This window comes from Archaeoglobus veneficus SNP6, from assembly GCF_000194625.1.
Classification (GTDB): Archaea; Halobacteriota; Archaeoglobi; order Archaeoglobales; family Archaeoglobaceae; genus Archaeoglobus_C; species Archaeoglobus_C veneficus.
Window position 1 is genome coordinate 767,417 of record NC_015320.1, and the last position, 19,680, is coordinate 787,096.

General features: G+C 47.1%; 20 protein-coding genes. 12 read left to right on the plus strand and 8 right to left on the minus strand.

Annotated elements, in window-relative coordinates; genetic code table 11:
• Positions 1 to 57 precede the first annotated feature (57 nt).
• Positions 58 to 867 (minus strand): DUF4352 domain-containing protein, encoded by an 810-nt coding sequence (locus ARCVE_RS04435; RefSeq protein ID WP_013683577.1) that lies wholly within the window; start codon positions 865 to 867, stop codon positions 58 to 60.
• A 102-nt stretch (positions 868 to 969) separates the two neighbouring features.
• Here ARCVE_RS04435 and ARCVE_RS11800 point away from each other — a divergent pair, with 102 nt between their 5' ends.
• Entirely contained in the window at positions 970 to 1,188 is a 219-nt protein-coding gene (locus tag ARCVE_RS11800; RefSeq protein ID WP_394295113.1) for a PadR family transcriptional regulator, read from the plus strand.
• 105 nt (positions 1,189 to 1,293) lie between these two features.
• Here ARCVE_RS11800 and ARCVE_RS04440 read toward each other — a convergent pair whose 3' ends face one another.
• Together ARCVE_RS04440 and ARCVE_RS04445 are read right to left on the minus strand one after the other, a co-directional pair.
• The gene (locus ARCVE_RS04440) at positions 1,294 to 1,893 is read right to left on the minus strand and encodes a hypothetical protein (RefSeq protein WP_013683578.1); all 600 of its coding nucleotides are present in this window, start codon (positions 1,891 to 1,893) and stop codon (positions 1,294 to 1,296) included.
• 30 nt (positions 1,894 to 1,923) lie between these two features.
• Complete coding sequence (locus tag ARCVE_RS04445; protein WP_013683579.1) at positions 1,924 to 2,628, minus strand: SagB/ThcOx family dehydrogenase; 705 nt, start codon at positions 2,626 to 2,628, stop codon at positions 1,924 to 1,926.
• 118 nt (positions 2,629 to 2,746) lie between these two features.
• Between ARCVE_RS04445 and ARCVE_RS04450 the strand changes: the two genes are divergently transcribed.
• Positions 2,747 to 4,096, plus strand: coding sequence for an MBL fold metallo-hydrolase (locus tag ARCVE_RS04450; RefSeq protein WP_013683580.1), 1,350 nt, complete (start codon positions 2,747 to 2,749; stop codon positions 4,094 to 4,096).
• On the opposite strand, the gene ARCVE_RS04455 is transcribed toward ARCVE_RS04450, so the two are convergent.
• From ARCVE_RS04455 to fbp, 3 genes are all read right to left on the minus strand, one after another.
• Positions 4,093 to 5,514, minus strand: coding sequence for a phospholipase D-like domain-containing protein (locus tag ARCVE_RS04455; RefSeq protein WP_013683581.1), 1,422 nt, complete (start codon positions 5,512 to 5,514; stop codon positions 4,093 to 4,095). The genes ARCVE_RS04450 and ARCVE_RS04455 overlap by 4 nt on opposite strands.
• A 45-nt stretch (positions 5,515 to 5,559) precedes the next feature.
• The gene (locus ARCVE_RS10785; RefSeq protein ID WP_083809324.1) at positions 5,560 to 5,952 is read right to left on the minus strand and encodes a GNAT family N-acetyltransferase; all 393 of its coding nucleotides are present in this window, start codon (positions 5,950 to 5,952) and stop codon (positions 5,560 to 5,562) included.
• A gap of 363 nt (positions 5,953 to 6,315) precedes the next feature.
• Positions 6,316 to 7,431 carry a fructose-1,6-bisphosphate aldolase/phosphatase gene (gene fbp / locus ARCVE_RS04465; protein WP_013683582.1) on the minus strand — a complete coding sequence of 372 codons (1,116 nt, stop codon included), beginning with the start codon at positions 7,429 to 7,431 and terminating at the stop codon, positions 6,316 to 6,318.
• Positions 7,432 to 7,559: 128 nt separating this feature from the next.
• On the opposite strand from fbp, the gene ARCVE_RS04470 reads away from it, so the two are divergent.
• From ARCVE_RS04470 to ARCVE_RS11065, 4 genes are all read left to right on the plus strand, one after another.
• The gene (locus ARCVE_RS04470) at positions 7,560 to 8,300 is read left to right on the plus strand and encodes an ATPase domain-containing protein (protein WP_013683583.1); all 741 of its coding nucleotides are present in this window, start codon (positions 7,560 to 7,562) and stop codon (positions 8,298 to 8,300) included.
• A gap of 30 nt (positions 8,301 to 8,330) precedes the next feature.
• Positions 8,331 to 8,975, plus strand: coding sequence for a hypothetical protein (locus tag ARCVE_RS04475; protein WP_013683584.1), 645 nt, complete (start codon positions 8,331 to 8,333; stop codon positions 8,973 to 8,975).
• A gap of 65 nt (positions 8,976 to 9,040) precedes the next feature.
• Entirely contained in the window at positions 9,041 to 12,250 is a 3,210-nt protein-coding gene (rgy, locus tag ARCVE_RS04480) for a reverse gyrase (protein WP_013683585.1), read from the plus strand.
• 72 nt (positions 12,251 to 12,322) lie between these two features.
• The gene (locus ARCVE_RS11065; RefSeq protein WP_013683586.1) at positions 12,323 to 12,712 is read left to right on the plus strand and encodes an RAD55 family ATPase; all 390 of its coding nucleotides are present in this window, start codon (positions 12,323 to 12,325) and stop codon (positions 12,710 to 12,712) included.
• Here ARCVE_RS11065 and ARCVE_RS04485 read toward each other — a convergent pair.
• Entirely contained in the window at positions 12,629 to 13,495 is an 867-nt protein-coding gene (locus ARCVE_RS04485) for an IS5-like element ISArve1 family transposase (RefSeq protein ID WP_013683003.1), read from the minus strand. The genes ARCVE_RS11065 and ARCVE_RS04485 overlap by 84 nt on opposite strands.
• Before the next feature lie 58 nt (positions 13,496 to 13,553).
• Here ARCVE_RS04485 and ARCVE_RS04490 point away from each other — a divergent pair, with 58 nt between their 5' ends.
• Genes ARCVE_RS04490 through ARCVE_RS04515 form a run of 6 tightly spaced genes read left to right on the plus strand, consistent with a single transcriptional unit; the run spans position 13,554 to position 17,765 of the window.
• Positions 13,554 to 14,018 (plus strand): RAD55 family ATPase, encoded by a 465-nt coding sequence (locus ARCVE_RS04490; RefSeq protein ID WP_013683587.1) that lies wholly within the window; start codon positions 13,554 to 13,556, stop codon positions 14,016 to 14,018.
• Positions 13,996 to 15,270: an ATPase domain-containing protein gene (locus tag ARCVE_RS04495; RefSeq protein ID WP_013683588.1), complete on the plus strand. Its 1,275-nt coding sequence runs from the start codon at positions 13,996 to 13,998 to the stop codon at positions 15,268 to 15,270. The genes ARCVE_RS04490 and ARCVE_RS04495 overlap by 23 nt, the downstream gene beginning before the upstream one ends.
• 60 nt (positions 15,271 to 15,330) lie before the next feature.
• Complete coding sequence (locus ARCVE_RS04500; RefSeq protein ID WP_013683589.1) at positions 15,331 to 15,933, plus strand: RAD55 family ATPase; 603 nt, start codon at positions 15,331 to 15,333, stop codon at positions 15,931 to 15,933.
• Entirely contained in the window at positions 15,917 to 16,513 is a 597-nt protein-coding gene (locus ARCVE_RS11510) for a hypothetical protein (protein ID WP_048085642.1), read from the plus strand. Before ARCVE_RS04500 ends, ARCVE_RS11510 begins: the two co-directional genes overlap by 17 nt.
• A gap of 2 nt (positions 16,514 to 16,515) precedes the next feature.
• On the plus strand, positions 16,516 to 17,112 hold the full coding sequence (locus tag ARCVE_RS04510) for a hypothetical protein (protein ID WP_013683591.1): 597 nt from the start codon (positions 16,516 to 16,518) through the stop codon (positions 17,110 to 17,112).
• Positions 17,100 to 17,765 carry a hypothetical protein gene (locus tag ARCVE_RS04515; protein WP_013683592.1) on the plus strand — a complete coding sequence of 222 codons (666 nt, stop codon included), beginning with the start codon at positions 17,100 to 17,102 and terminating at the stop codon, positions 17,763 to 17,765. Before ARCVE_RS04510 ends, ARCVE_RS04515 begins: the two co-directional genes overlap by 13 nt.
• Here the strand turns inward: ARCVE_RS04515 and gatE are convergent.
• Positions 17,762 to 19,642: a Glu-tRNA(Gln) amidotransferase subunit GatE gene (gatE, locus tag ARCVE_RS04520; RefSeq protein ID WP_232215828.1), complete on the minus strand. Its 1,881-nt coding sequence runs from the start codon at positions 19,640 to 19,642 to the stop codon at positions 17,762 to 17,764. The genes ARCVE_RS04515 and gatE overlap by 4 nt on opposite strands.
• Between the last annotated feature and the right edge of the window lie 38 nt (positions 19,643 to 19,680).

Here is a 19,680-nt window from a genome sequence, read left to right on the forward strand (position 1 = left end):
TAATTTCTTAATTTTTCCCTCTTCGCCATCAATTGTAAATATAATCAAAAAAATCATTTAAGTATTACTAAACATTTTTACTTTCCCTGTAGCAATCACTCTTTCTTTACCATCCACTTCGTCAGCTATTTTTACCATCTTTGGTACTTCGTATGTTCCTACAAAAACACTAACAGTAATTTGTTTTTCCTCCCCCTCGTTTAGTAATACGTCAGCCCATCCTGCCAATTTCCAGTATCCGTCATCTTCAAGATATATGTCTCCTATCCACACAGGCGCGTTGCCATCATTTCTTACTGTCATTATGATTTCAGTTATCCAATATTCGCCACCCGAAACGTACCCCTTTAGTTCCACATCTTCGATAGTAACTTCTGGTCTAAATTCATACGCTTCAGTTGCTAAATTTTTCGTCCATGTGGCTATTACGCCACTTTCGAATCTATATTTAATATCTAAAATTTTAGTTTCCTCTGGTATTTCAAATACTACGGCTCCCTCTCTTCTCTCACTTGGGTATATACTCCCGACTAAACCCTCACAGTATACTACATCGTATATTCTTCCAGTTTCATCAGTAACTCTAAAATCATTTTCTGATACCACAAACGTCTCTTTACCCACGTTACTTATCTCAAACCAAATAACTACCCAATTATATCCGTCTGATGCGTATATATTGCCCAAGCCCCCTGCCATTATATCTCCTACAAGTACTTCCAGTAGATGTGCGCTCTTACCGTCATATTCCGCTAAGTTTCCATAATAATTTAAACTTGGAGTCGTAGGAATAGGCGTAGAAGTAGTAGGTGTGGGAGTAGGTGTGACATCTTTTGATACTTCTTTTTCGGCGCACCCTGCCAACACAATATCAAAACTAAAGCCAATCCTGTCTTCATAACTCCATATATCGATTTTCTATGTTATAGTTTTTACGAAACATGCAACTCTAACATTTCATATCCCATTATCAGCAAAACCGAGCTTGCCGTTCCCAAAAAACTCTCCAGGCAACCTCTTCACGGCTATGCTCTCGCCAAAAAGCTCAATATCACAATTTCATCTATCTATGCTCATCTATCCGAACTTGAAAGTCAGGGCTTCATCATGCATAGGACCTCTAACCGTCGTAAAGTTTACTCTCTAACTGATAAAGGCAAAGCTCTCCTACAACTGTTATCTAAATAATTTTTCCAAAAACCTCCTTTATTAGGGTTTGATCTACTGAAAAACCCAGGCATATTGACGTCTTATTGAAACAGACAAAAAATGCGAACAAAGACCCAGATACCTTCAAGCACGAAAAGAACAGTACTCCCCAACAGGACAGCCCTCACATCTCTTCTTCTTGCAATATTCAAGATAAATCCTCACAAGCGCGGATTCATACTTCACTGCATCAACTTTCAGCTTTTCAGCCATCGATAAAGCCATTTTTGACGGTTCTGGATTTGCTTTTTCCCATATTCCTCTCAGCTCTCTCAGAAAAATATTAACGGCCGTTTTTCCAACACCCTTAAACTCCATGAGCCTTTTTTCCAGGTCTTTTGAATCCTTTGCCTCATCGTGCAGCCTTTCGAGGTCTCCGTACTTTTCCTTCAGGAGCTTTACAGTTTCGAGAATGTTCGAAGCTGTCGAGAAATCGTACCTTACATACCCGCAAACATCAAGCAATTCAACGAGTCTATCCCATCCGGCATTCAGTATCTTCTCCGGGGAGGTTAACCCATGCAGGAGAAAAAGTCTGATAGTCTTGTCTGCTATTCTGAACGAAATCGGCTTTGCAAAGAGGATTGATGCTATGAACCATCTGAATCTGTCCTCTGGATTTTTAAGATCCAATCCTAATTCTTCGGAGAAGCTGGGAATTCCCTCGAGTATTTCGTCGATCATGGCGGTCTCCTGCTCCTCTCAATAATTTTCTCACCTGTGCCCTACAGGCATCACGTAGAGCGGTACGTACTCCTCAGGCACAGAAAGCACGTCTCTAACCTTATCATCATAAAACGCTCCTATCGAAACTGTTCCCAGGCCCAAAGCCTCTGCCTGCAGATAGATGTTCTGTGCAGCGTGTCCAGCCTCCATGTGCACGTATCTGATGCCCCTCTCTCCGTACTTCCTCGTTGTCCGCTCGTAGATTGCTGTGACTACTATACATAGCGCTCCCTCTTCTATCGCACTTTGACCGAGTGAAGCTTCACAGAGAACCCTTCTGTGATCTCCCTTTTTTACGAGCTTCAGGCGATGCGTCGAAGGAGAATACTGGTAAATTCCCGCATCGAGTTCTGAATTCCCTACAACCAGAAATATTTCCAGCGGGTACAAGGCACCGGCAGATGGAGCGGCCCTGAACCCATACGCCTCTTCAGTTATCCCCTGAGCAGCCCAGCAAAGCTGAGATATATCCTTTATACTTATGAGTTCACCACTGTACGATCTCCTCGAACGACGGATGTTTATTACTTCTTCAACCGAAATCTCACCAGTCTTTCTGGGTTCGGGGAGTTTGACAACTCCTTCAGATTCAATAACCATTTCAGCTTCCTCCCTTACTAATTTGAACACTGTGATACCAGAAATCGCTGCAAAAATAGCAGCAGCGACCTTCAGAAATCTTCTTCTGAGCATACACAACTATTTCACTACATCTAAAATAGCTTTACGGTAAAAGACGATAGCAAAGTGTTGCCTCTTTAAATAATTCGTCATCCAAAACACATTTATATTTAAAATAACAAAAACAATCATGCAACTCCACTTTTATGGAGCTGCGAGGAGTGTGACCGGCTCGTGCTTTATGCTTGAAGACGGGCAGCGCATTTTGATAGATGTGGGCATGTTTCAGGGCAGTGTTGAAAAGAGGAACTACAGGCGCTTTCCCTTCGACCCGTCGGAAATCGATGCCCTCATTCTCACTCACTCCCACCTCGATCATATAGGCTTGCTGCCAAAGCTCGTGAAGTACGGCTTCAACGGCGAAATATACGCGACAAGGGCAACGAGAGAAATAGCAGAACACATGCTCTATGATTCCGCGAAGGTTCAGGAGGAGGAAGCTCACACGCTAACGAGGAAAAACCTCAGAAAAGGTCTGCCTGTGGTTAAGCCGCTCTACACGACTGAAGACGTTAAAGAGTGCTTCAGGTTGAAGTGGAGGAATGTTGAGTACGGGAAGACTGTCAGCCTCGATAACATGGCATTCACTTTCAGAAACGCAGGCCACGTTCTTGGCTCAGCGTTCGTTGAGATTGATGCGGGAAAGAAGTTCGTATTTTCCGGCGATTTGGGCGAGCGAGGCAGGCTGATAATCCGCGACCCAGAGTTTCCACCGAAGGCGAACTACCTCGTCGTTGAATCTACTTATGGGGACAGAAACCATAGAAGCGTTGAGGAGTCCATTGAAGAGTTAAAGCAGGCGATAATGGAGACCTTTGAGCGGGGTGGGAATGTTCTCATTCCGTCCTTCGCTCTTGAACGAACTCAGGAAATTCTTTACGTGCTTCACGTATTTTACAGGAACGGCGAGCTTCCAGACTGCGAGGTCTTCCTCGACAGCCCCCTTGCCATAGATATAACCGAAGTCTTCCTGAACCATCCTGAACTGTACAACGAGGAAACTTCGAGAGAAGCGAAGCACGGAAATCCCTTTTTCCTCCCGCACCTCAGGTTTACCAAGAGCGTCGAGGAATCGAGGGAGATAAACGAGGTCAGAAGTCATGCCATAATCATCGCGGGAAGCGGCATGTGCACAGGTGGGAGAATAAAACATCACCTAAAGCACAACCTCTGGAGGAGAGAGTGCAGCGTTGTATTCGTTGGATACCAGGTTAAAGGAACTCTCGGCAGGAAGATAGTTGATGGGGCGAAGAGGGTAAGAATATACGGTGAGGAAATCGCTGTTAAAGCGAAAATTTACACCATCAACGGCTTTTCCGCCCATGCTGGAAGGGACTACCTCGTTGAGTGGAGCAGCAAAAGTCAGCCTGAAAAAGTGTTTGTGGTTCATGGCGAATTTGAAAAGAGCCAGAAGCTGGCGAGGGGGCTGAAAGACTTTGAATGTGTAATTCCAGCCTGGAGACAGAGCTTTGCTGTTTAGCGTTTTCCCATAGCTCTATACGCGATGACAACGGCAACTGCGAGCAGAGCGATTGACAGGAGGACGTAGAGTACGTCTTCGCTATCTTTTACATCTCTTCCGTTTCCTCCCCAGTCCTCTATGAACCGCTCGGCAAGCCAGTCGCCCGTTTCTTTGTCGTGTATTATCACCCCAACTTCTCTGTTAAGCTTTAATCCGTAGCGGTTGAAGTTTGCGGATGTAATCAGAATATCGTCGTCGGAAATAATGATTTTTCCATGCAATGGCACTGGAGAAAGCCTCGCATCGATTTTAAGATCCTCTGTCTCTGCAATTCTCTTCAGGAAATCTGTCGTCTTCTCATTATCCTCTCTGTTGTGTTCGGAGTCGAGAATCACTCTTACATCTGCACCGTTTCTCGCAGCTTTGAGTATTGCGTCGAGCAACGGCGTGCTATCGTCGAACCACCTGAAGTCCATGTACGGCACCTCTATGTACAGCCTGTGCCTCGCTTTGGATATGAATTCGAAGATAGGATTGTAATCGGGAAGAACGAAAACCTCAATTCTGCCGCTGAACTCTTTAGATTTACCTATTCCTGCTGAATAGCTCCCTTTTATACTTCCGGCTCTACCGGGCTCTGAAGAGTAGATCATGTCGTGCTGGAGGACGTTCTTTAGCAGCTTGGCAGCTTTCTCACTTTCAAATTCGACAATATAGCCTCTTTTGTCCCACTTCCAGTTCTCCGTCGTAATCACCACTTTATTTCCATCAACTACTGCAAACTTGTAGTGGAAGTTTTTGTAGGATGGCGAAGATAGAAAATACGTTCTGTACTTCTTTGCAATCTCCAGTTCCTCAATAGGAATTCCCCCAACTGGACTTGCGTCAAGGAAGAGTGTAAGGTTGCCTTTTGCACTTCGCAGATCTGTGAAGGTATAGGATGCAAGCCAGATTTCGTACCCTTCGACGCAGTAGGCTGCCGGGGTTACGATTATCCTTCCGCTCACGAAGTCCACTGCAGGAGTAAAGGAAGTCCAGTCCTGATAACGGAAGTCCCAGCCAGAAGGGGTTTTGAAGTAAACGATGCCTTCGCCGGGCTTTTTATACGTGAATTCGTCAACTACTTTGCCATTCTCTCTCAACCAGATAGTCTCGCCCTCGTTTGAAAGGGCAAATCTGCCAGAGAATTCGAGGTCTGCTTTTTTTCCAAAAACAATCTCGTAGGCTGTGGCGTTTTTCGCTACAACCACGATTCCAGTCAGGTTTATCTGGATTGAGCCTTCTCCGTCGTCAAGAGTGCAAAAGGACGTTGCGTTGAGAACAACGTACTCGACATCGTCGCTTCCATATGGGTTTGGACAAACTTCAACAATCTGTGATGCAGAAACGGGAACGATCGCAGCGATTACAAGGACGAGGGCGAAGATTACGAGCATTATTATGTTTCTTGCTCTATGCCTTTAAATTTCTATTCATTTTCGTTAACTGACTTGATCATCTTTTGCAGGCTGGGTCTCACAAAAGTCAGTTAGAGGCAGAAACATCTCGTAGTCGTAGCAGGAATCAACAATCCTGAAACCAACCTTTCTGAACACGTGGATTGCTCTCACGTTACTTCTTTCTGTTGTAAGGTATATTCCCCTGTATCCAGCCCTCCTGCAGTAGTCCACAATCAGCCTGAGCATTTGCTGTCCGATTCCTCTGTTCTGATAGTTGCGGTGAACAAATATGCAGAGTTCGGCAGTGTCTCTGCCGGATGGTATTACTGCAGCTTGTCCCACAATTTTTCTGCCACATTCTGCAACTATTGAAAAGCAGTTTTCGGTAATGTAATCTACCCACGCTTCTATGGCCTGCCTTGATACGGGTGGCAGGCCAAGGCAGGGTGAAAGTTACAGTACATCTCGATAAGGTTATCTCTGTCAGAACTTCTGAAGGGTCTTATTATAATAACATCTCCAGACCTGTCCCGGAACGCTACCTCATCGAGGGTGAGTTTTGCCATCAGTAAACATTTACGCTGTTCTCATATATAATTCCTTCTAACAATAATTAATTGCTATAATTATTAATCGGGATGTTTACTGCCGTGCTACCTTCTGCCCCTCCACACAAGCCAGACAGCCAGACTGAGAAAGATTATACTGGCAGTAATGAGAACGTTTAGGCATCTTGAGGAGTTCAGAAGTGGTAGCGAATTGAAAAGTTAATTAAAATAAAATCAAAATAAATTAGGACTAAACATCCTCAAATCTGTCCTTGAGCTTGTCAAGAACCTTCGGCAGCGTGGTGTATTCCATGTCCTCGTGCGGCAGCCTGTGGGGCTCGAACGGGCCGTGGCGGCGCATGTACTCTGCTATCTCCGCTGCCTTCTGCCTTGTGTAGTCGAAGGCCGGGTCGTCGAAGAGGTCAACGGGCCCTACGAGCTTACCGTTGCAGATCTGGAAACCAGCTCCAATTACTCTCGGTGGGCCATCGAAGCGTGTGCACTTTGCGTAGTGAAACGGTACCGGCATAATCGGACCGTTGTGGCTTCCTCGCATCCACCCGCTGACGAGGTGCGGGAACGCAAATGGCTCGAGGACTTCTCCAACTGCCGGCAGACCCGACTGGGCTCTCACAAGGGCTACCGGGTCATCCTTGCCAACGTACTCTCCGGCAATCTGGAAGAGCTTTTCTGTGCTAACCGTAGCTACTGGCTCATCAGCTGGCAGTTTACTACCCTCCTTGGGGAAAATCCTCTTTATGACGAACCTCGACTTGCCACCTATCAGTGCGAGGATGTCGTACATCTCCTCTGGAGAGTTCATGAACACACGTTTGTGCTCGACGATGTCCCAGATTTCGAAAACGAATCCGTTGTGCAGAGATGGGTCGATTACGAGGCCAGCGGTGTTGAACGGATCAGCAAATATCCTGAATATGGGCAGGTTAAACGCCCCTGGCTCTGTCTTGTCCATCATGAACGCCAGGAGCGGCTCTGCTCCTCTCTCTGTGAACTCCATTTCGGCAACACCTGGGCCTAAGCCGCGGATATTTCCTGAAAATGCTTCTTTGAGCAAATCCTGCCCAGCTCCGTAGAGTTTCAGCTCCTTCGCCCTTTTGGTAGCAAGTTCGAACGTCTCCCAAGCGATGCCGTGGATTTTCTCGCTGTCCACACCCTCGCGGTGGGTCATAATCAGCTCGAGGTCGTCACCTACGTTCAGAACCCTGTAGTCTATGATATCTCCATTCTGCTTTTTCTCCTCGAGAAACGCTTCTGCCACCTTCTTTATCTCGTCAGGCACAACCACGTGGCCGGGCACACTACCGACGTCTGCCTTGATCAGGCTAACGGTTATTTTTTCACCCATGATTATCAAACAAATCGTAAACAATTTAAAGTTTTGGGGATAGCTAATGTACCAACTATCAATGAGTATATGATAATGATGGGAAAATTTTATATTGTGAAAGAGCGAAGGAAGCGAGAGGGGTGGTTATGGTATTGGAAAGAGTACCTACTGGAATCCCGGGATTCGACGAGCTATGTGAGGGTGGACTGCTGAGAGATCGTACTTATCTGGTATCAGGTACGTCGGGTTCAGGTAAGACTATCTTCGCAATGCAGTACATCGTGAATGGAATTCAGATGTTCAACGAGCCCGGGATATTTGTCGCTACAGAAGAGAGACCGCAGCACTTGAGAGAACACTTTTCCGTCTTCGGATGGGATCTCGAGAAGCTTGAGGATGAAAACATGCTTGCCATTGTGGATGCAACTTCGACAAAGATCGGTCTGCCATCGGACGAGAAGTACATAGATGTCAGACCTTTCGACACTCGTTCGCTGATTGACCAGATGATTACTATCCAGGACGAGATTGGGGCAAGAAGAGCGGCTCTTGATTCAACAACCTCTATAGGCTTCTCGATTCAGGATCCGGCCAAATTCAGAGTTGAGCTGCTGAAGATATCCACAACAATGGAAATTCTTGGCCTCACGTCACTTTTCACATGTGAAATCGTGGATAGCAGCGGGATAAGCCGGTTTGGCGTGGAGAACTTCGTCACCGAGGGCACCATAGTGCTTTACTACACCAGAAGTGAAAACGTGAGGGTCAGAAGTCTTGAGATATTCAAGATGAGGGGCAGCAACCACAGCAAGAAGATACACCCCTTCGAGATAACGGACAAGGGGATTGTTGTACACTCGAGAGAAGAAGTTTACTCCGAGATTTAATCTTTTATTTACTTGGAGGAAGAAATCGAGATGGAAGAGTTACTTTTACCTCTCGTCTACTGGTTTGGGCTGGTAGTGGCTTTTGCCGGCCTCGTCGGTTATTCCTCTTTACCGAGCTACGAGTTTGACAGGCACGAGCGCTACGTCAGGGCAATTGCAGCGTTTTATCTTGTCGCAACCTTCTGTTTTCTTCTTCATGCGGTCTCCCACGTATTTCGCCCGATATGCGTGTACATAGAATTGTTCGTGGTCTTGGCTCTGTTCGCAGCCTCGCTCTATCTGATGCTCGACACAGGTGTGGAGAGGTTTGACGCTCGCAGGTTTAAGGATGCTCTCCTTTACGGTGCTGTTGCATGGCTCATGGGTAGACACATGACTTTTGTAGAAGAGTATCCTGTAGAAGCGTCTGTCATAATGGCGTGCCTGTCTTTCCCGGTGTTCGCAGTTTCTGCGTATCTTTTTTACTCGATAAGGAAGAAAGCCATTTATTTTAATTTTGAAGAGCACAGGGTAATTATCTCCTCCTCGTTTTTCATCGTTTACCTAACCGGGCTCGGAAGCATGTCTCTCGACTTTCCCAGCGTTCACTATGCTCTCGAGCTCGTATCGTCGGGTATACTTCTCTTCGTCCTTTACCGGATGTGGAAAGTTGCAAGAGTGTTCATAAATGCATAATGGAAAATTAATGAGTTCGACTTTTACAGGCAAGATATATAAACGTCGGAAGTGAAATACCAATCGTGGTCGAGGCAATTTATGCGGGTCTCTGCCCCGCGTGTGGGGGCGACTTAAAGACATCGGAAGCGAAAACCGGAAAGTGTTCTCGAAACATTCCGCTGTGCAGGTTTGCAGGAGATGAGGTTGTTGAGGAGTTCATCGAATTCTTCAGAAACGCAATAGGAGAGCCAAGGGCCGTACAGAAGTTCTGGGCCCGGAGAATTCTGAGAGGGGAGAGCTTCGCAGCAGTAGCGCCGACTGGGATAGGCAAGACGTCTTTTGGTGCTGCAATGGCACTGTTCCTTGCCACCAAGGGAAAAAAGAGCTACATAATTCTGCCCACAACACTCCTCGTCGAACAGGTCGCGGAATCTCTCGCAAAATATGGTGAAAAAGCTGGCGTCAAAGTCAGCCTCAACAACAGCGATGGTATTACAGTTCTTTACTACCACGGGAGAATGGGAAAGGCCGAGAAGGAGAAGTTCTTTGAGCTCATACAGAATGCGGACATCCTTGTTACCACAACTCAGTTCCTGTCGAGACACTTTGAGTCGATAAAGCGCACATTCGACTTCGTCTTCGTCGATGACGTTGACGCTATCCTGAAAGCTTCACGCAACGTTGACAGGGTCCTCATGCTTCTCGGATTCAGAAAAACGAAGAAAGGATGGGAAGGAGAAGCGAGAGGCGTCCTCATGGTTTCGACAGCCACGGCGAAAAAAGGACAGAAGATAAAGCTGTTTCGCCAGCTCCTGAACTTCGATGTTGGCTCTTCCACCCACGCAGTGAGGAACATAGAGGACATAGCAGTCGAGAAAGATGATGTGGAAACGATTGCATCAATCCTCGAAATGATGGGTACCGGCGGAATAATCTATGCTCGTAACACTCAGGATGCCGAAATGCTGTACGAAGCTCTGAAAGAGAAGTTCAAAATAGGAATCGTCACTTCCGGCAGGAAAAAGGACTACGAGCTGTTTGAGAGTGGCGAGATTGATTACTTGATTGGTACGGCTTACTACTACGGAACTCTTGTAAGGGGGCTCGATTTACCGGAAAGGATACGATTTGCAGTCTTTGTCGGAGCACCCACGTTTACCGTAAAGCTTGAAGATGTTGAAAGCGCGAGCCCCGGAATCATAAGGATTCTTGCCCTGATTTTCAGGGATAGTGAGGAAGTGAAGGAATACCTGTCCATTCTTCCAGTTATAGACAAGCCCGAGCACGAAAAGGAGCTTGCTGAGCTCAGAAAGATACTGAAGAAGCTTGTAGAAGAGGGCAAAGCGAAGGAGAAGGACGTGGTGGTAAGAAAAGGTGAGGTAATATTCCCAGATTTAAGAACGTACATTCAGGGTTCTGGCAGAACTTCCCGTCTGTTTGCGGGGGGAATAACGAAAGGCGCATCTTTTTTGCTTGAAAGCGATGAAGAGGTTAGAAACGCGTTTGTTGAGAGAGCTAAGCACTACGACATCGAATTTAAAAGGATGGAGGAAGTTAACTTTGAGGAGCTTATAAAGGAGATTAATGAGAGCAGGGTAGCGTTCAGGCGGAGAAAAGAGGCTGGAGACGTCGTGAAGCCGACCCTCTTCATCGTGGAGAGCCCAACGAAAGCGAAGCAGATTTCACGCTTCTTTGGACAGCCAAGCGTCAAGGCATTCGACGGTATCATAGCCTATGAGGTGCCAACTGCAAAGCGCGTACTGCTCGTATCGGCAAGCCTCGGTCACGTAACGGATCTGATAACGAACCGTGGCTTTCATGGCGTGGAGGTTAACGGCCACTTTGTACCGGTCTACGCGTCAATCAAGCGGTGCAGACAATGCGGCTATCAGTTCACGGAGGAAAGACAGAACTGTCCGAAGTGTGGAAGCGAGGACATAGACGACTCAAAGCGCCGCATCGAGGCGTTGAGAAAGCTCGCCCACGATGCGGGAGAGGTGATAATAGGTACTGACCCGGATGCAGAGGGGGAGAAGATTGCCTGGGACATCCAGAACCTGCTTGCAGGATGTGGGGAAATCAGGCGTGCAGAGTTTCACGAGGTGACGAGAAGGGCTGTAAGCGAAGCGCTCGAAAACCTGCGAAGTGTTGACGAAAACCTCGTAAAGGCCCAGATAGTCAGGCGCATAGAGGACAGATGGATTGGCTTCGTTCTGAGCCAGAAGCTCTGGAAGGCCTTCGGCTCCACCAACCTCTCAGCGGGTAGGGCACAAACGCCCGTGCTGGGCTGGGTAATTGAGAGGGCTGAGCAGCACAGAGAAAAGAAGGTCATCGGTTTCATAAGAGATCTTGAACTATCAATAGAGGGGTTAAAAGCAAAGAAAGCAAGACTCAGAATAAGACTCATCGAAGAGAAAGAGGAGGAGAAGACACCGCTGCCACCATACACAACTGATGCAATGCTCAGAGATGCTAACGCGATTCTGAAAATTCCCGCAAAGGAGGCAATGGCAATAGCTCAGACTCTCTTCGAGAGTGGTCTCATAACCTATCACAGAACAGACTCCACAAGGGTCAGCGAGGCTGGTATGAGGGTTGCGAGAGAATACCTCGGCGAGGACTTCGTCGCGAGGGAGTGGTTTGCTGAAGGGGCGCATGAGTGCATAAGGCCAACGAGAGCAGTGGACAAAAACACTCTGCAGAGGTTGATTCAGGAGAATGTGATTGCAGTTGAGGACATAACCTGGCGCCATCTTGCTCTGTATGATCTGATATTCCGCCGCTTTATGGCGAGCCAGTGTAAACCATACACAGTCAGAGTGTGCAGGTATTTAGTCGAGGCCAACGGAATATCTGTGGAGGAAGAACGAGTTATCGACGCAAGAGGTAAAGCGTACGAACTCTATAAAGCTGTCTGGGTCAGGAAACCGCTGCCGGAAGGCGAGGTTGAAGTTGATGTGGAGGTCAGGAGAGTTCCAAAGGTTCCGCTCTACACGCAGTCTGATCTGATCCAGCTTATGAGGGAAAAGGGTATTGGAAGACCTTCGACCTACGCAACGATAATCGACAAGCTGTTCCAGCGGAACTACGTGGTGGAAAGAAACGGCAGGGTTATGCCAACTAAAAGGGGTATGGATGTCTTTGGATACCTTGTGCGCAGGTATGCAAAGTTCGTTTCGGAGGAGCGCACGAGGATTCTTGAAGAAAAAATGGATGCAGTTGAGAGGGGTGAACTTGACTATCTGAAGGCTCTCGAAGAGCTCTATGCCGAAATAAAAGAGATAACGGCCTGAAGACGAGACGTTACAGCTCACCGAAAATATTAAATGGAAATTTGGCTGATTATAGTAATAATGGTGAGCTAAATGGAAAAAGTATCTACCGGCATAGAGGGTCTCGATAAGATGCTCAATGGCGGACTTGTTCCGGGGAGGACGTACCTTGTCAAAGGTGGCCCAGGTAGTGGAAAAACAACGCTTGCGACGCATTTTCTGTCTGCTGGTGTAGCTTCGGGTGAGAGGGTGATGTATATTACGCTCGAGGAACCGGTTGATGAGCTTGAAGAGGAAATGTCTCTTTTCGGGTTCGATGTATCCAAAATCGAGTTCATCGATGCTGCCTTGTCGAATAATCCCCAACTAAACTTCCCCATCCACTCCAACAACTCCCCTTCAGCAGAGAACAGCCCTCAGCGAATTGTATATCCACACCTTCGCTGCAATCTCCTTAACCATGTAATCCTGCTTCCTTGCTGAAACGAACTCACCAAAACACCTCTTAAAGACAGAATAAGCAGTCTCAACTGCCCACCTCAACCCGTATTTCTTCTCTTCCTTCCACCCGTCAAAATCTTTCTGCTTCCTTGCCTCCTCACTTCTTGGATGCTTTAAGATGTCTATAGCTCCTTTCCTTACTGGAATGGCAGGATCTATATCCCTTGATTGAAGAAATTCGAAGTTTTCGTAGCTGTCATACGCTTTATCGGCAAGAACTCTCCTTACCTTTGCTCTTTCTTCAGATTTTTCTACGAGATCCTTGAAGACCTTGTTATCGTGAACCTGCTCGTCTGTAACTTCGTAAGCTACAACCTGCTTAGTTTCAACGTCAACAGCGAAATGGATCTTTATCCATCCCCTTCTCCTCCTGTATTTCTCTCTCATCCACTCTCCCCTGTTATGAACTTTAATTCCCGAAGAATCAACCGCTATAACTATTTCTTCAGAGTTAACGGCTGGAGGAGTGAAATCCAACCTTGGAGCTCTCTTGTGGATAGTTGAATGATCTGGAGCTGGTATATCGAGAATTCTTGATAAGCTTCTGCAGAATCCTTCCAGAGTTCTGTAGTCGAGATGGCAGTAGTAGCGGATTGATGCTAAAAACTGCATGAAAGAATTAGGATACTCGTAAGGATGACCTCTCTTTCTTTCGTTCATTGAATCGAGCTCTCTCTTCCAGTTCTCTATAAACTCCGTACTGAATAAAATTTCACCTCTCTTTACAAGCTTTTCATTGTATTCTTTCCAGTTTATTTTTGGCATGGGTTGGTTAAAGGTTTTATTGGAATTTAATTTTTATTGTGTATTATTCTATGCTTGTTTGTTCGACAAAGCAATCGATGCTTCTCCCACTGGAAAGACAACTATATTTAAAGACACTTTCTTCTCTGATTTTGTTCCCGACGTTGGTGGTTTTAAATCAGTAATTTCAGCAAAACTCGAAAAGGAGCCACCTTCGAGAGTCGTAATCGACCCCATCACAATGCTTGAACTTGCATCCAGAAGTGAACTTGAATACCGGCGCGATGTGCTGTCTCTACTTCAGATTTTGAGAGAAAGCAAGGTTACGACCATCATAACCTCCGAGATTACGGACAGAGGGGTCGAGGATTATCTGGTCAGCGGGGTTATAGAGCTTCTGAGCTACGACGTGGGCGGAAAGACGCTGAGAGGAGTTAAGATTACCAAGATGAGAAGTTCAGCCTTCGACGAAAACGTCAGGCCGTATAGGATAACGTCGAAGGGAATTGAGGTTTATAGCGATGCAGCATTCCTCGAACGTTGACTGCCCCACAGGAATCGAGGAACTTGACGCACTGCTCGACGGAGGCTTCCCACGGGGCAGCGTAATCCTTCTTAAGGGAGATCCGGGAGCAGGCAAGACGACCTTTGCTGCCAAGTTTATCTATGAGGGTATTACTAAGTATGGCGAGCCGGGGATTTACATAAGCTTCGCAGAACCGTTTGATGAGTTTTACAGGTTTATGAAGTTGCTTGGCATGGATTTCAACATCGATAACTTTTGCTATCTCGAGTTTCACGGATTCGACGAGGATTTGCTTGCGTCGAACATCCTTGAGGCGATAGTGGATAGCAACGCCATGAGAGTTGCTATAGATAGTATTACGGCCCTCACTGCCCAGTTTGGGGCAAGGGCAAGATTGTTTCTCAACACCCTGAACAGAAAGCTAAAGGCAATAGGTACTACGTCCATTCTGGTATCTGACACCCCCTCGAGCCACTTAGAGGACTTTGTAGCCGATGGAGTAATCAACTTTAAAACAGATGTTGAGAATGGTCTGCTTACGAGGAGAATGGAAATAAGGAAGCTCAGGGGGAAGTGTATACGCATTGCTGAGATACCATTTGCTGTACTCCCTGGAAAGGGGCTGTTTCTATTTCCGTTGTGCACAGCAAAGCCCGTCCGGGGATTGAGCAGTGAAGTTATTAAAACAGGAATTCCGACTATAGACAGGGCGATTGGAGGAATTCCTCGCACTTCTCTGACGCTTATAACCGGTGTGTCTGGCTCAGGTAAGACGATGCTTGCAGCCCAGATGGCTGCAAACATTTCGAGAGAACTGAGTGTAGCATACGTGAGTCTTGAGGAACCAGAAGAACAGGTGGAGAGAAAGCTCGCAGAATTTGGTGCAAAGGACGTGATGGTAGTATCTCTGAATCCTGCATCCGTGAGCAGCGAGGAGATCTTTGCGAGAATAATGGGTTACAACAGTGATGTGTTTTTCATCGACGGTCTGAGGTTGCTTAGAGAGCTGAGGGAAGAGAGCAGGTTCTGGTATTGCACGGTAAACAGTCTCGTGGCAATAAAGAACCGTGGAGCTACAGTAATCTACACGTACGCTGCAGATTATCCGCTGGAACGGATTTCAGTAGACACACTTGCAGACGTGCTGCTGCTTTTGAGGTATGATGGTACGAAAAGAAAGCTTTCAATATGGAAACACAGAAATCTGACCGCGCCCAACAGAGAATTTGACGTTAGAATTTCAGGAGGAAGGGTGGAGGTTATGGACTGAATGACAATAGGGCGAGCATTCAGTTCAGGAGTTCGGCACATTCAGGGAGGGTAAATCTGAATGAAGTTCGGTATTAAAAAGCTCGACGAGTTAATCGGGGGCATTGAAACGGGTAGAGTCGTTCTGATTGAAACAGTTGGTGGCCTCGGAAGCGAGCTCGTTTACAGGTTTATGGAAAACGCAATTGAATCTGGCGAGAACGTTTTTGCTGTAGTGCCCAAGAGGATGAAGAAAGATCTGGAAAAGAGGTTAAAAAATGCTCGGATTATCGTGCCAAATGGCGAGATATCAATGCAGGAACTTTACACGGTATCTCTCGCCATAAAACGCATGCACGAGAAAGTGGGATGTATTGAGATTTTCCAGCCTTTGCTAATTATTCACGGTCCTGAGAAAATTTATCAGCTCTTTCAGGACGTTGGCAACGCTATTCGGGAGAAGGACATGCTCGTACTCGTTACGATAGATAAGAAGCTTGTGGATGAGAGAACTCTTGCAATGTTCGAGGATGAGGCGGACTACGTCATAGAAGTCGAGGAGGTTATGGAAGGCCTGAAGATCAGGAGGGGAATAAGAATAAAGAAAAGTCCTGGAGGGATTCCCACGGACTTTTACGAACTGAGGATTAATACCGATGTGCACGTTGGTGAGAAGGTTGATTGAAATTCTTGCGATAAGAATCTTTGTAGCCTTCTTTGTAACGTGTTCGATATATTCTGCGCTGTCGTACACAATTTTGATAGAAGGTCTGAAGAGTAGAGTATACATTCCGATTGCTAAGGCGGGCTTTGCCGTATTAACTGCGGGCATGGTACTGTTTGTCTTGGACTCCTTCGTGGACATTCCAGATGTTTACGTGGTACTCTCTCCGGCTGGGGCTGTAATTACGGCATTCTCCTTTAGAACGAAGATTACGAGGGAATTAATAGCACAGATTTCAGCGATAGTCCTGATCTCCGTGGTGGGATCTGTGCTGGGAGTACAGTACGCTTTTCCGTGTGCTATTTACTCCGCGTCGATAGTTTACATCTTCAGTCTGGTCAGGGCAAGAATGCTGATAAGGGATGCTGCAATTTATACATACCTGTACGCTGGGAGCTATTTGATGACAGTATACCCGCTGCTTTTCATTGTGTCCTCCAAAGTCTCTGGATTTTCATACTTCGAGTCTCTTGTTCATTTAACTGCTGCAGTCCTGCTGTTCTACTCCTCTACAGTTCTGAAGGCTCATGTGGGGTGGTAAAGTTGTACAGAGTCTTGTTCATAGCACACGCGTCCATGTTTGCATCTCTATGGATCGTAGGTGAAATCTCGAAAAGAGCTGTCTCACGCTTATACTTTGGTGTTCCTGCCGTATTGTTTCTGACAGCGGGAATTCTCACTCTCCATGGTTACTACTGCGGATACCTCGAGTTCGTGGCAGCACTTATCGCCATGCTTTCCGCGAGAAAAATACTTGAAATGGGCATTTTTGCAAGTCCAGAGTTCAGACCACCTCTCGTTGAGAAATACACCGTAGCAGCTTGGATAGCTGGTTTTGCCGCCGCGCTTCACGGGTGCATAGATGTGGAGAAGGTGTTTGGATACACTGCCCACCTCTTTATTGCCCAGCTTTTTGCATACTTCGCACTTGCGAGCAGGCATTCAGGGCTGAAAAGAGGAGATTTCGAGGCTTTCACCGTAGCGGCGGCAATGGCGCTTGTGGGAGGGATGTCACACCTCTCGGTATGCGTATTGTCTCCGGTTGAAGCGGTAGGAGCGTACTCAATGTATTCTGCATGCCTGATTTTCCTGCTCTCTACAGTAAGAAGCTACTGGAGGTGCACGGTATGGCCGGAATGATTCCCCTGCCGTATCCGTTTTCGACTCTCCTACCCGAAGGGGTGGCAAAGGGTGAGGTCATGCTTGTTGAGGCAGACTCCATGTCGGGGGTAGAGCACATGATAGGTCCTCTTATAAGGTCTGTTGAAAAGCCGGTTTTTGTGGAGATAGGGGACCGCACAGTCATCAAGCTATCTGCGATGCAAAAGTTCGGGCCGCTACCGGAAGTTATGTTGATAAGGGTCTCCAACATAGATGTCAATATTGAAGGCTGCACCGTTGAGAGGATACCCTCTGGAGATCCCACATCCGTCCTGTCTCAATTTTACTCCATTGTTATGGAGCGTTCGCTTCAGGATGCAGTATTTGTAGTATGCGGCATTGAGCAGGCGCTGTTTGCGAGCAGGATCTCCGAAGCACTGAAGGAGTTCGCGAGCATAAAGCGTTCGCTTCAGGACGCAACATTCATCGGTTTCGTCGATTACAGGGCCTTCAGCGTCCGAACGCTGGCACTGCTTGAAAGCGTGTCAACGACAGTTGTCAGATTCGAATCGGCAGTAGAGGGTGATTCCATAGTGAGGAGGACATACCTGATAAAATCACCTCATTCACTGTTCAGCGAGGTTGTTGAGTACGACCTCAAAAGAGTTATAGAGAGTGCGAAAAAGGATTAGCCATCTGACAAAGCTCTCTTTATCGCCTCGTTCAGCTTCTCCGCAACTACCTTTCCATCAACTTTTCCTCTGAACTCCTTCATGACGAGACCCATCAGCGGCTTGAATGCGCTGGCACCCCTCTCTTTTATGAAGTCCTTTTTCTCCTCCATGAGCTTTGCTATGAACGAGTCGAGGTTTGTAGCGGAACCAATACTGCTCACAACTTCCTCTTTTGTGGCCGTCGGTTTTTCGCAGAAGATTTTAAGTGCCTCTTCTGCACCCTCCTTGGCTATCTTGCCCTCCTCTATTAGCTCGAGCACGGCCCTGAAGTGCCCTTCTTCAAGCTTCCCAATCTCGACACCTTCCTTTTTAAGTTCTGCCGGAGCGATGTGGAGAACCCTTGCGACTGTTGTTGCAGGCAGTTTCTCTGCGAATTCTTCAAACAGATGGTGTAATGCTGAATCTGCCATTACGTAGGCTAAATCGTAGGGTAAGCCATATGTCTCAGCGTATCTCTTTGCTCTCTCCTCAATAAGCTCCGGAATTTCCACCTCGAGCATGTCGGGAGTTATTCTCACTGCCGGCACGTCTGTTTCTGGATACATCCTCGCAGCCCCGGGCAGCGGGCGCAGGTATGATGTAGTGCCATCTTCGTTCGCCTTCCTCGTCTCCTCTGGCACTCCAATAAGGCAGTACTCTGCCCTCTCGATGATCCTCGCAAGGGCGTTTTCAACCCTCGTTGCCTCGCCAGCTGCAAGGATTACGGCATCATTGCTCTCGGCTCCAACAAATCTCCTCAACTCTGCAACCTCTTCCTCGCTTATGCCATATGCAGGAAGCTCGTCGGTGTGGAAGATTCCGCCGAGGCCGAAAGTCTTTGCTATGTCTGCAAACTCCGTTCCAAGCCTCCTTCCCGGCTGGATTTCCTTTCCAACAAGTCCAGCAAAGCCCTTCAACAGAATAGCCTTAACGCATTTTGCCCTCTTTATAACCTTGGATTTGGTGTTGCTGAAAATACTTGTTACGTCGAAGATCTGGTTTACAACTGACGCACCTCTTGCGAGCAGTTCGTCCCTTATCTTCAACAGATTAAGCTGCCTCAAAACCTCATACTCGACGATTTTGTCGAGAATGTCGAGCGTCTGCACACCCTTGATTTCAACCCTCGCACCGTCGCGGATTGATATGTTGACGTCCTGCCTGATTGTGCCCAGACCTCTCTTCACTCTACCAGTAGAGCGGAGGATCATTCCAAGCTTTGCTGCAACCTCTTTCGCCTCTTTTGGCGACGTTATGTCCGGCATCGTTCCAATCTCGACGAGTGGTATGCCCAAGCGGTCGAGAGAATAAACGACTTCGCTTCCCCTGTCTTCAACCTTTCTGCATGCTTCCTCTTCAAGACAGAGTGTTGCAACGCCTATTTTTTTCCCTTCACATTCAATATATCCATCAAAGGCAATCAGGGCGGTACGCTGGAAGCCGGTGGTGTTGCTGCCGTCTATGACTATCTTACGCATCACGTGGACTTCATCAACGACTTCCATGTTGAGCATCCTCGCAATGAGGATCGCTACCTGCAGCGCTTCTCTGTTTAGCTCTCTTGGCGGCTCCTCATCAGCCTCAACGAGGCACGTGGTGTCATAGGCTTTGTAAATGAACTTCTTACTCCTCGCAACTTCTTCTTTTGCAGCCCTGTCAACTTCACCCATCTCGCTGCGCTTCGAACGCAGATAGCGGAAGAACTCGAAGTTTGATTCCTCAACATCCCTCTGGATGGTGGGACAGTAGCAGAAGAGTTTGTGTTTTGTATCGAGCTGCTGGTGGATTTCTATGCCAACTTTGAGGCCAAGAGCTTCATAATCCTGACAGTTCATTTCGTTCACCCTGTTTGCCATGCTTTAATCAGCTTTTAACTGTTTCTGTAGGGCGTTTT

What these genes read in the sequence shown, in the direction of transcription:
- ARCVE_RS04440 (WP_013683578.1), bottom strand. Translation starts at nt 1,893, where the DNA reads ATGATCGACGAAATACTCGAGGGAATTCCCAGCTTCTCCGAAGAATTA.
- ARCVE_RS04445 (WP_013683579.1), bottom strand. Translation starts at nt 2,628, where the DNA reads ATGCTCAGAAGAAGATTTCTGAAGGTCGCTGCTGCTATTTTTGCAGCG.
- ARCVE_RS04450 (WP_013683580.1), top strand. Translation starts at nt 2,747, where the DNA reads ATGCAACTCCACTTTTATGGAGCTGCGAGGAGTGTGACCGGCTCGTGC.
- ARCVE_RS04455 (WP_013683581.1), bottom strand. Translation starts at nt 5,514, where the DNA reads ATGCTCGTAATCTTCGCCCTCGTCCTTGTAATCGCTGCGATCGTTCCC.
- fbp (WP_013683582.1), bottom strand. Translation starts at nt 7,431, where the DNA reads ATGGGTGAAAAAATAACCGTTAGCCTGATCAAGGCAGACGTCGGTAGT.
- ARCVE_RS04470 (WP_013683583.1), top strand. Translation starts at nt 7,560, where the DNA reads ATGGTATTGGAAAGAGTACCTACTGGAATCCCGGGATTCGACGAGCTA.
- ARCVE_RS04475 (WP_013683584.1), top strand. Translation starts at nt 8,331, where the DNA reads ATGGAAGAGTTACTTTTACCTCTCGTCTACTGGTTTGGGCTGGTAGTG.
- ARCVE_RS11065 (WP_013683586.1), top strand. Translation starts at nt 12,323, where the DNA reads ATGGAAAAAGTATCTACCGGCATAGAGGGTCTCGATAAGATGCTCAAT.
- ARCVE_RS04485 (WP_013683003.1), bottom strand. Translation starts at nt 13,495, where the DNA reads ATGCCAAAAATAAACTGGAAAGAATACAATGAAAAGCTTGTAAAGAGA.
- ARCVE_RS04495 (WP_013683588.1), top strand. Translation starts at nt 13,996, where the DNA reads ATGCAGCATTCCTCGAACGTTGACTGCCCCACAGGAATCGAGGAACTT.
- ARCVE_RS04500 (WP_013683589.1), top strand. Translation starts at nt 15,331, where the DNA reads ATGAAGTTCGGTATTAAAAAGCTCGACGAGTTAATCGGGGGCATTGAA.
- ARCVE_RS04515 (WP_013683592.1), top strand. Translation starts at nt 17,100, where the DNA reads ATGGCCGGAATGATTCCCCTGCCGTATCCGTTTTCGACTCTCCTACCC.
- gatE (WP_232215828.1), bottom strand. Translation starts at nt 19,642, where the DNA reads ATGGCAAACAGGGTGAACGAAATGAACTGTCAGGATTATGAAGCTCTT.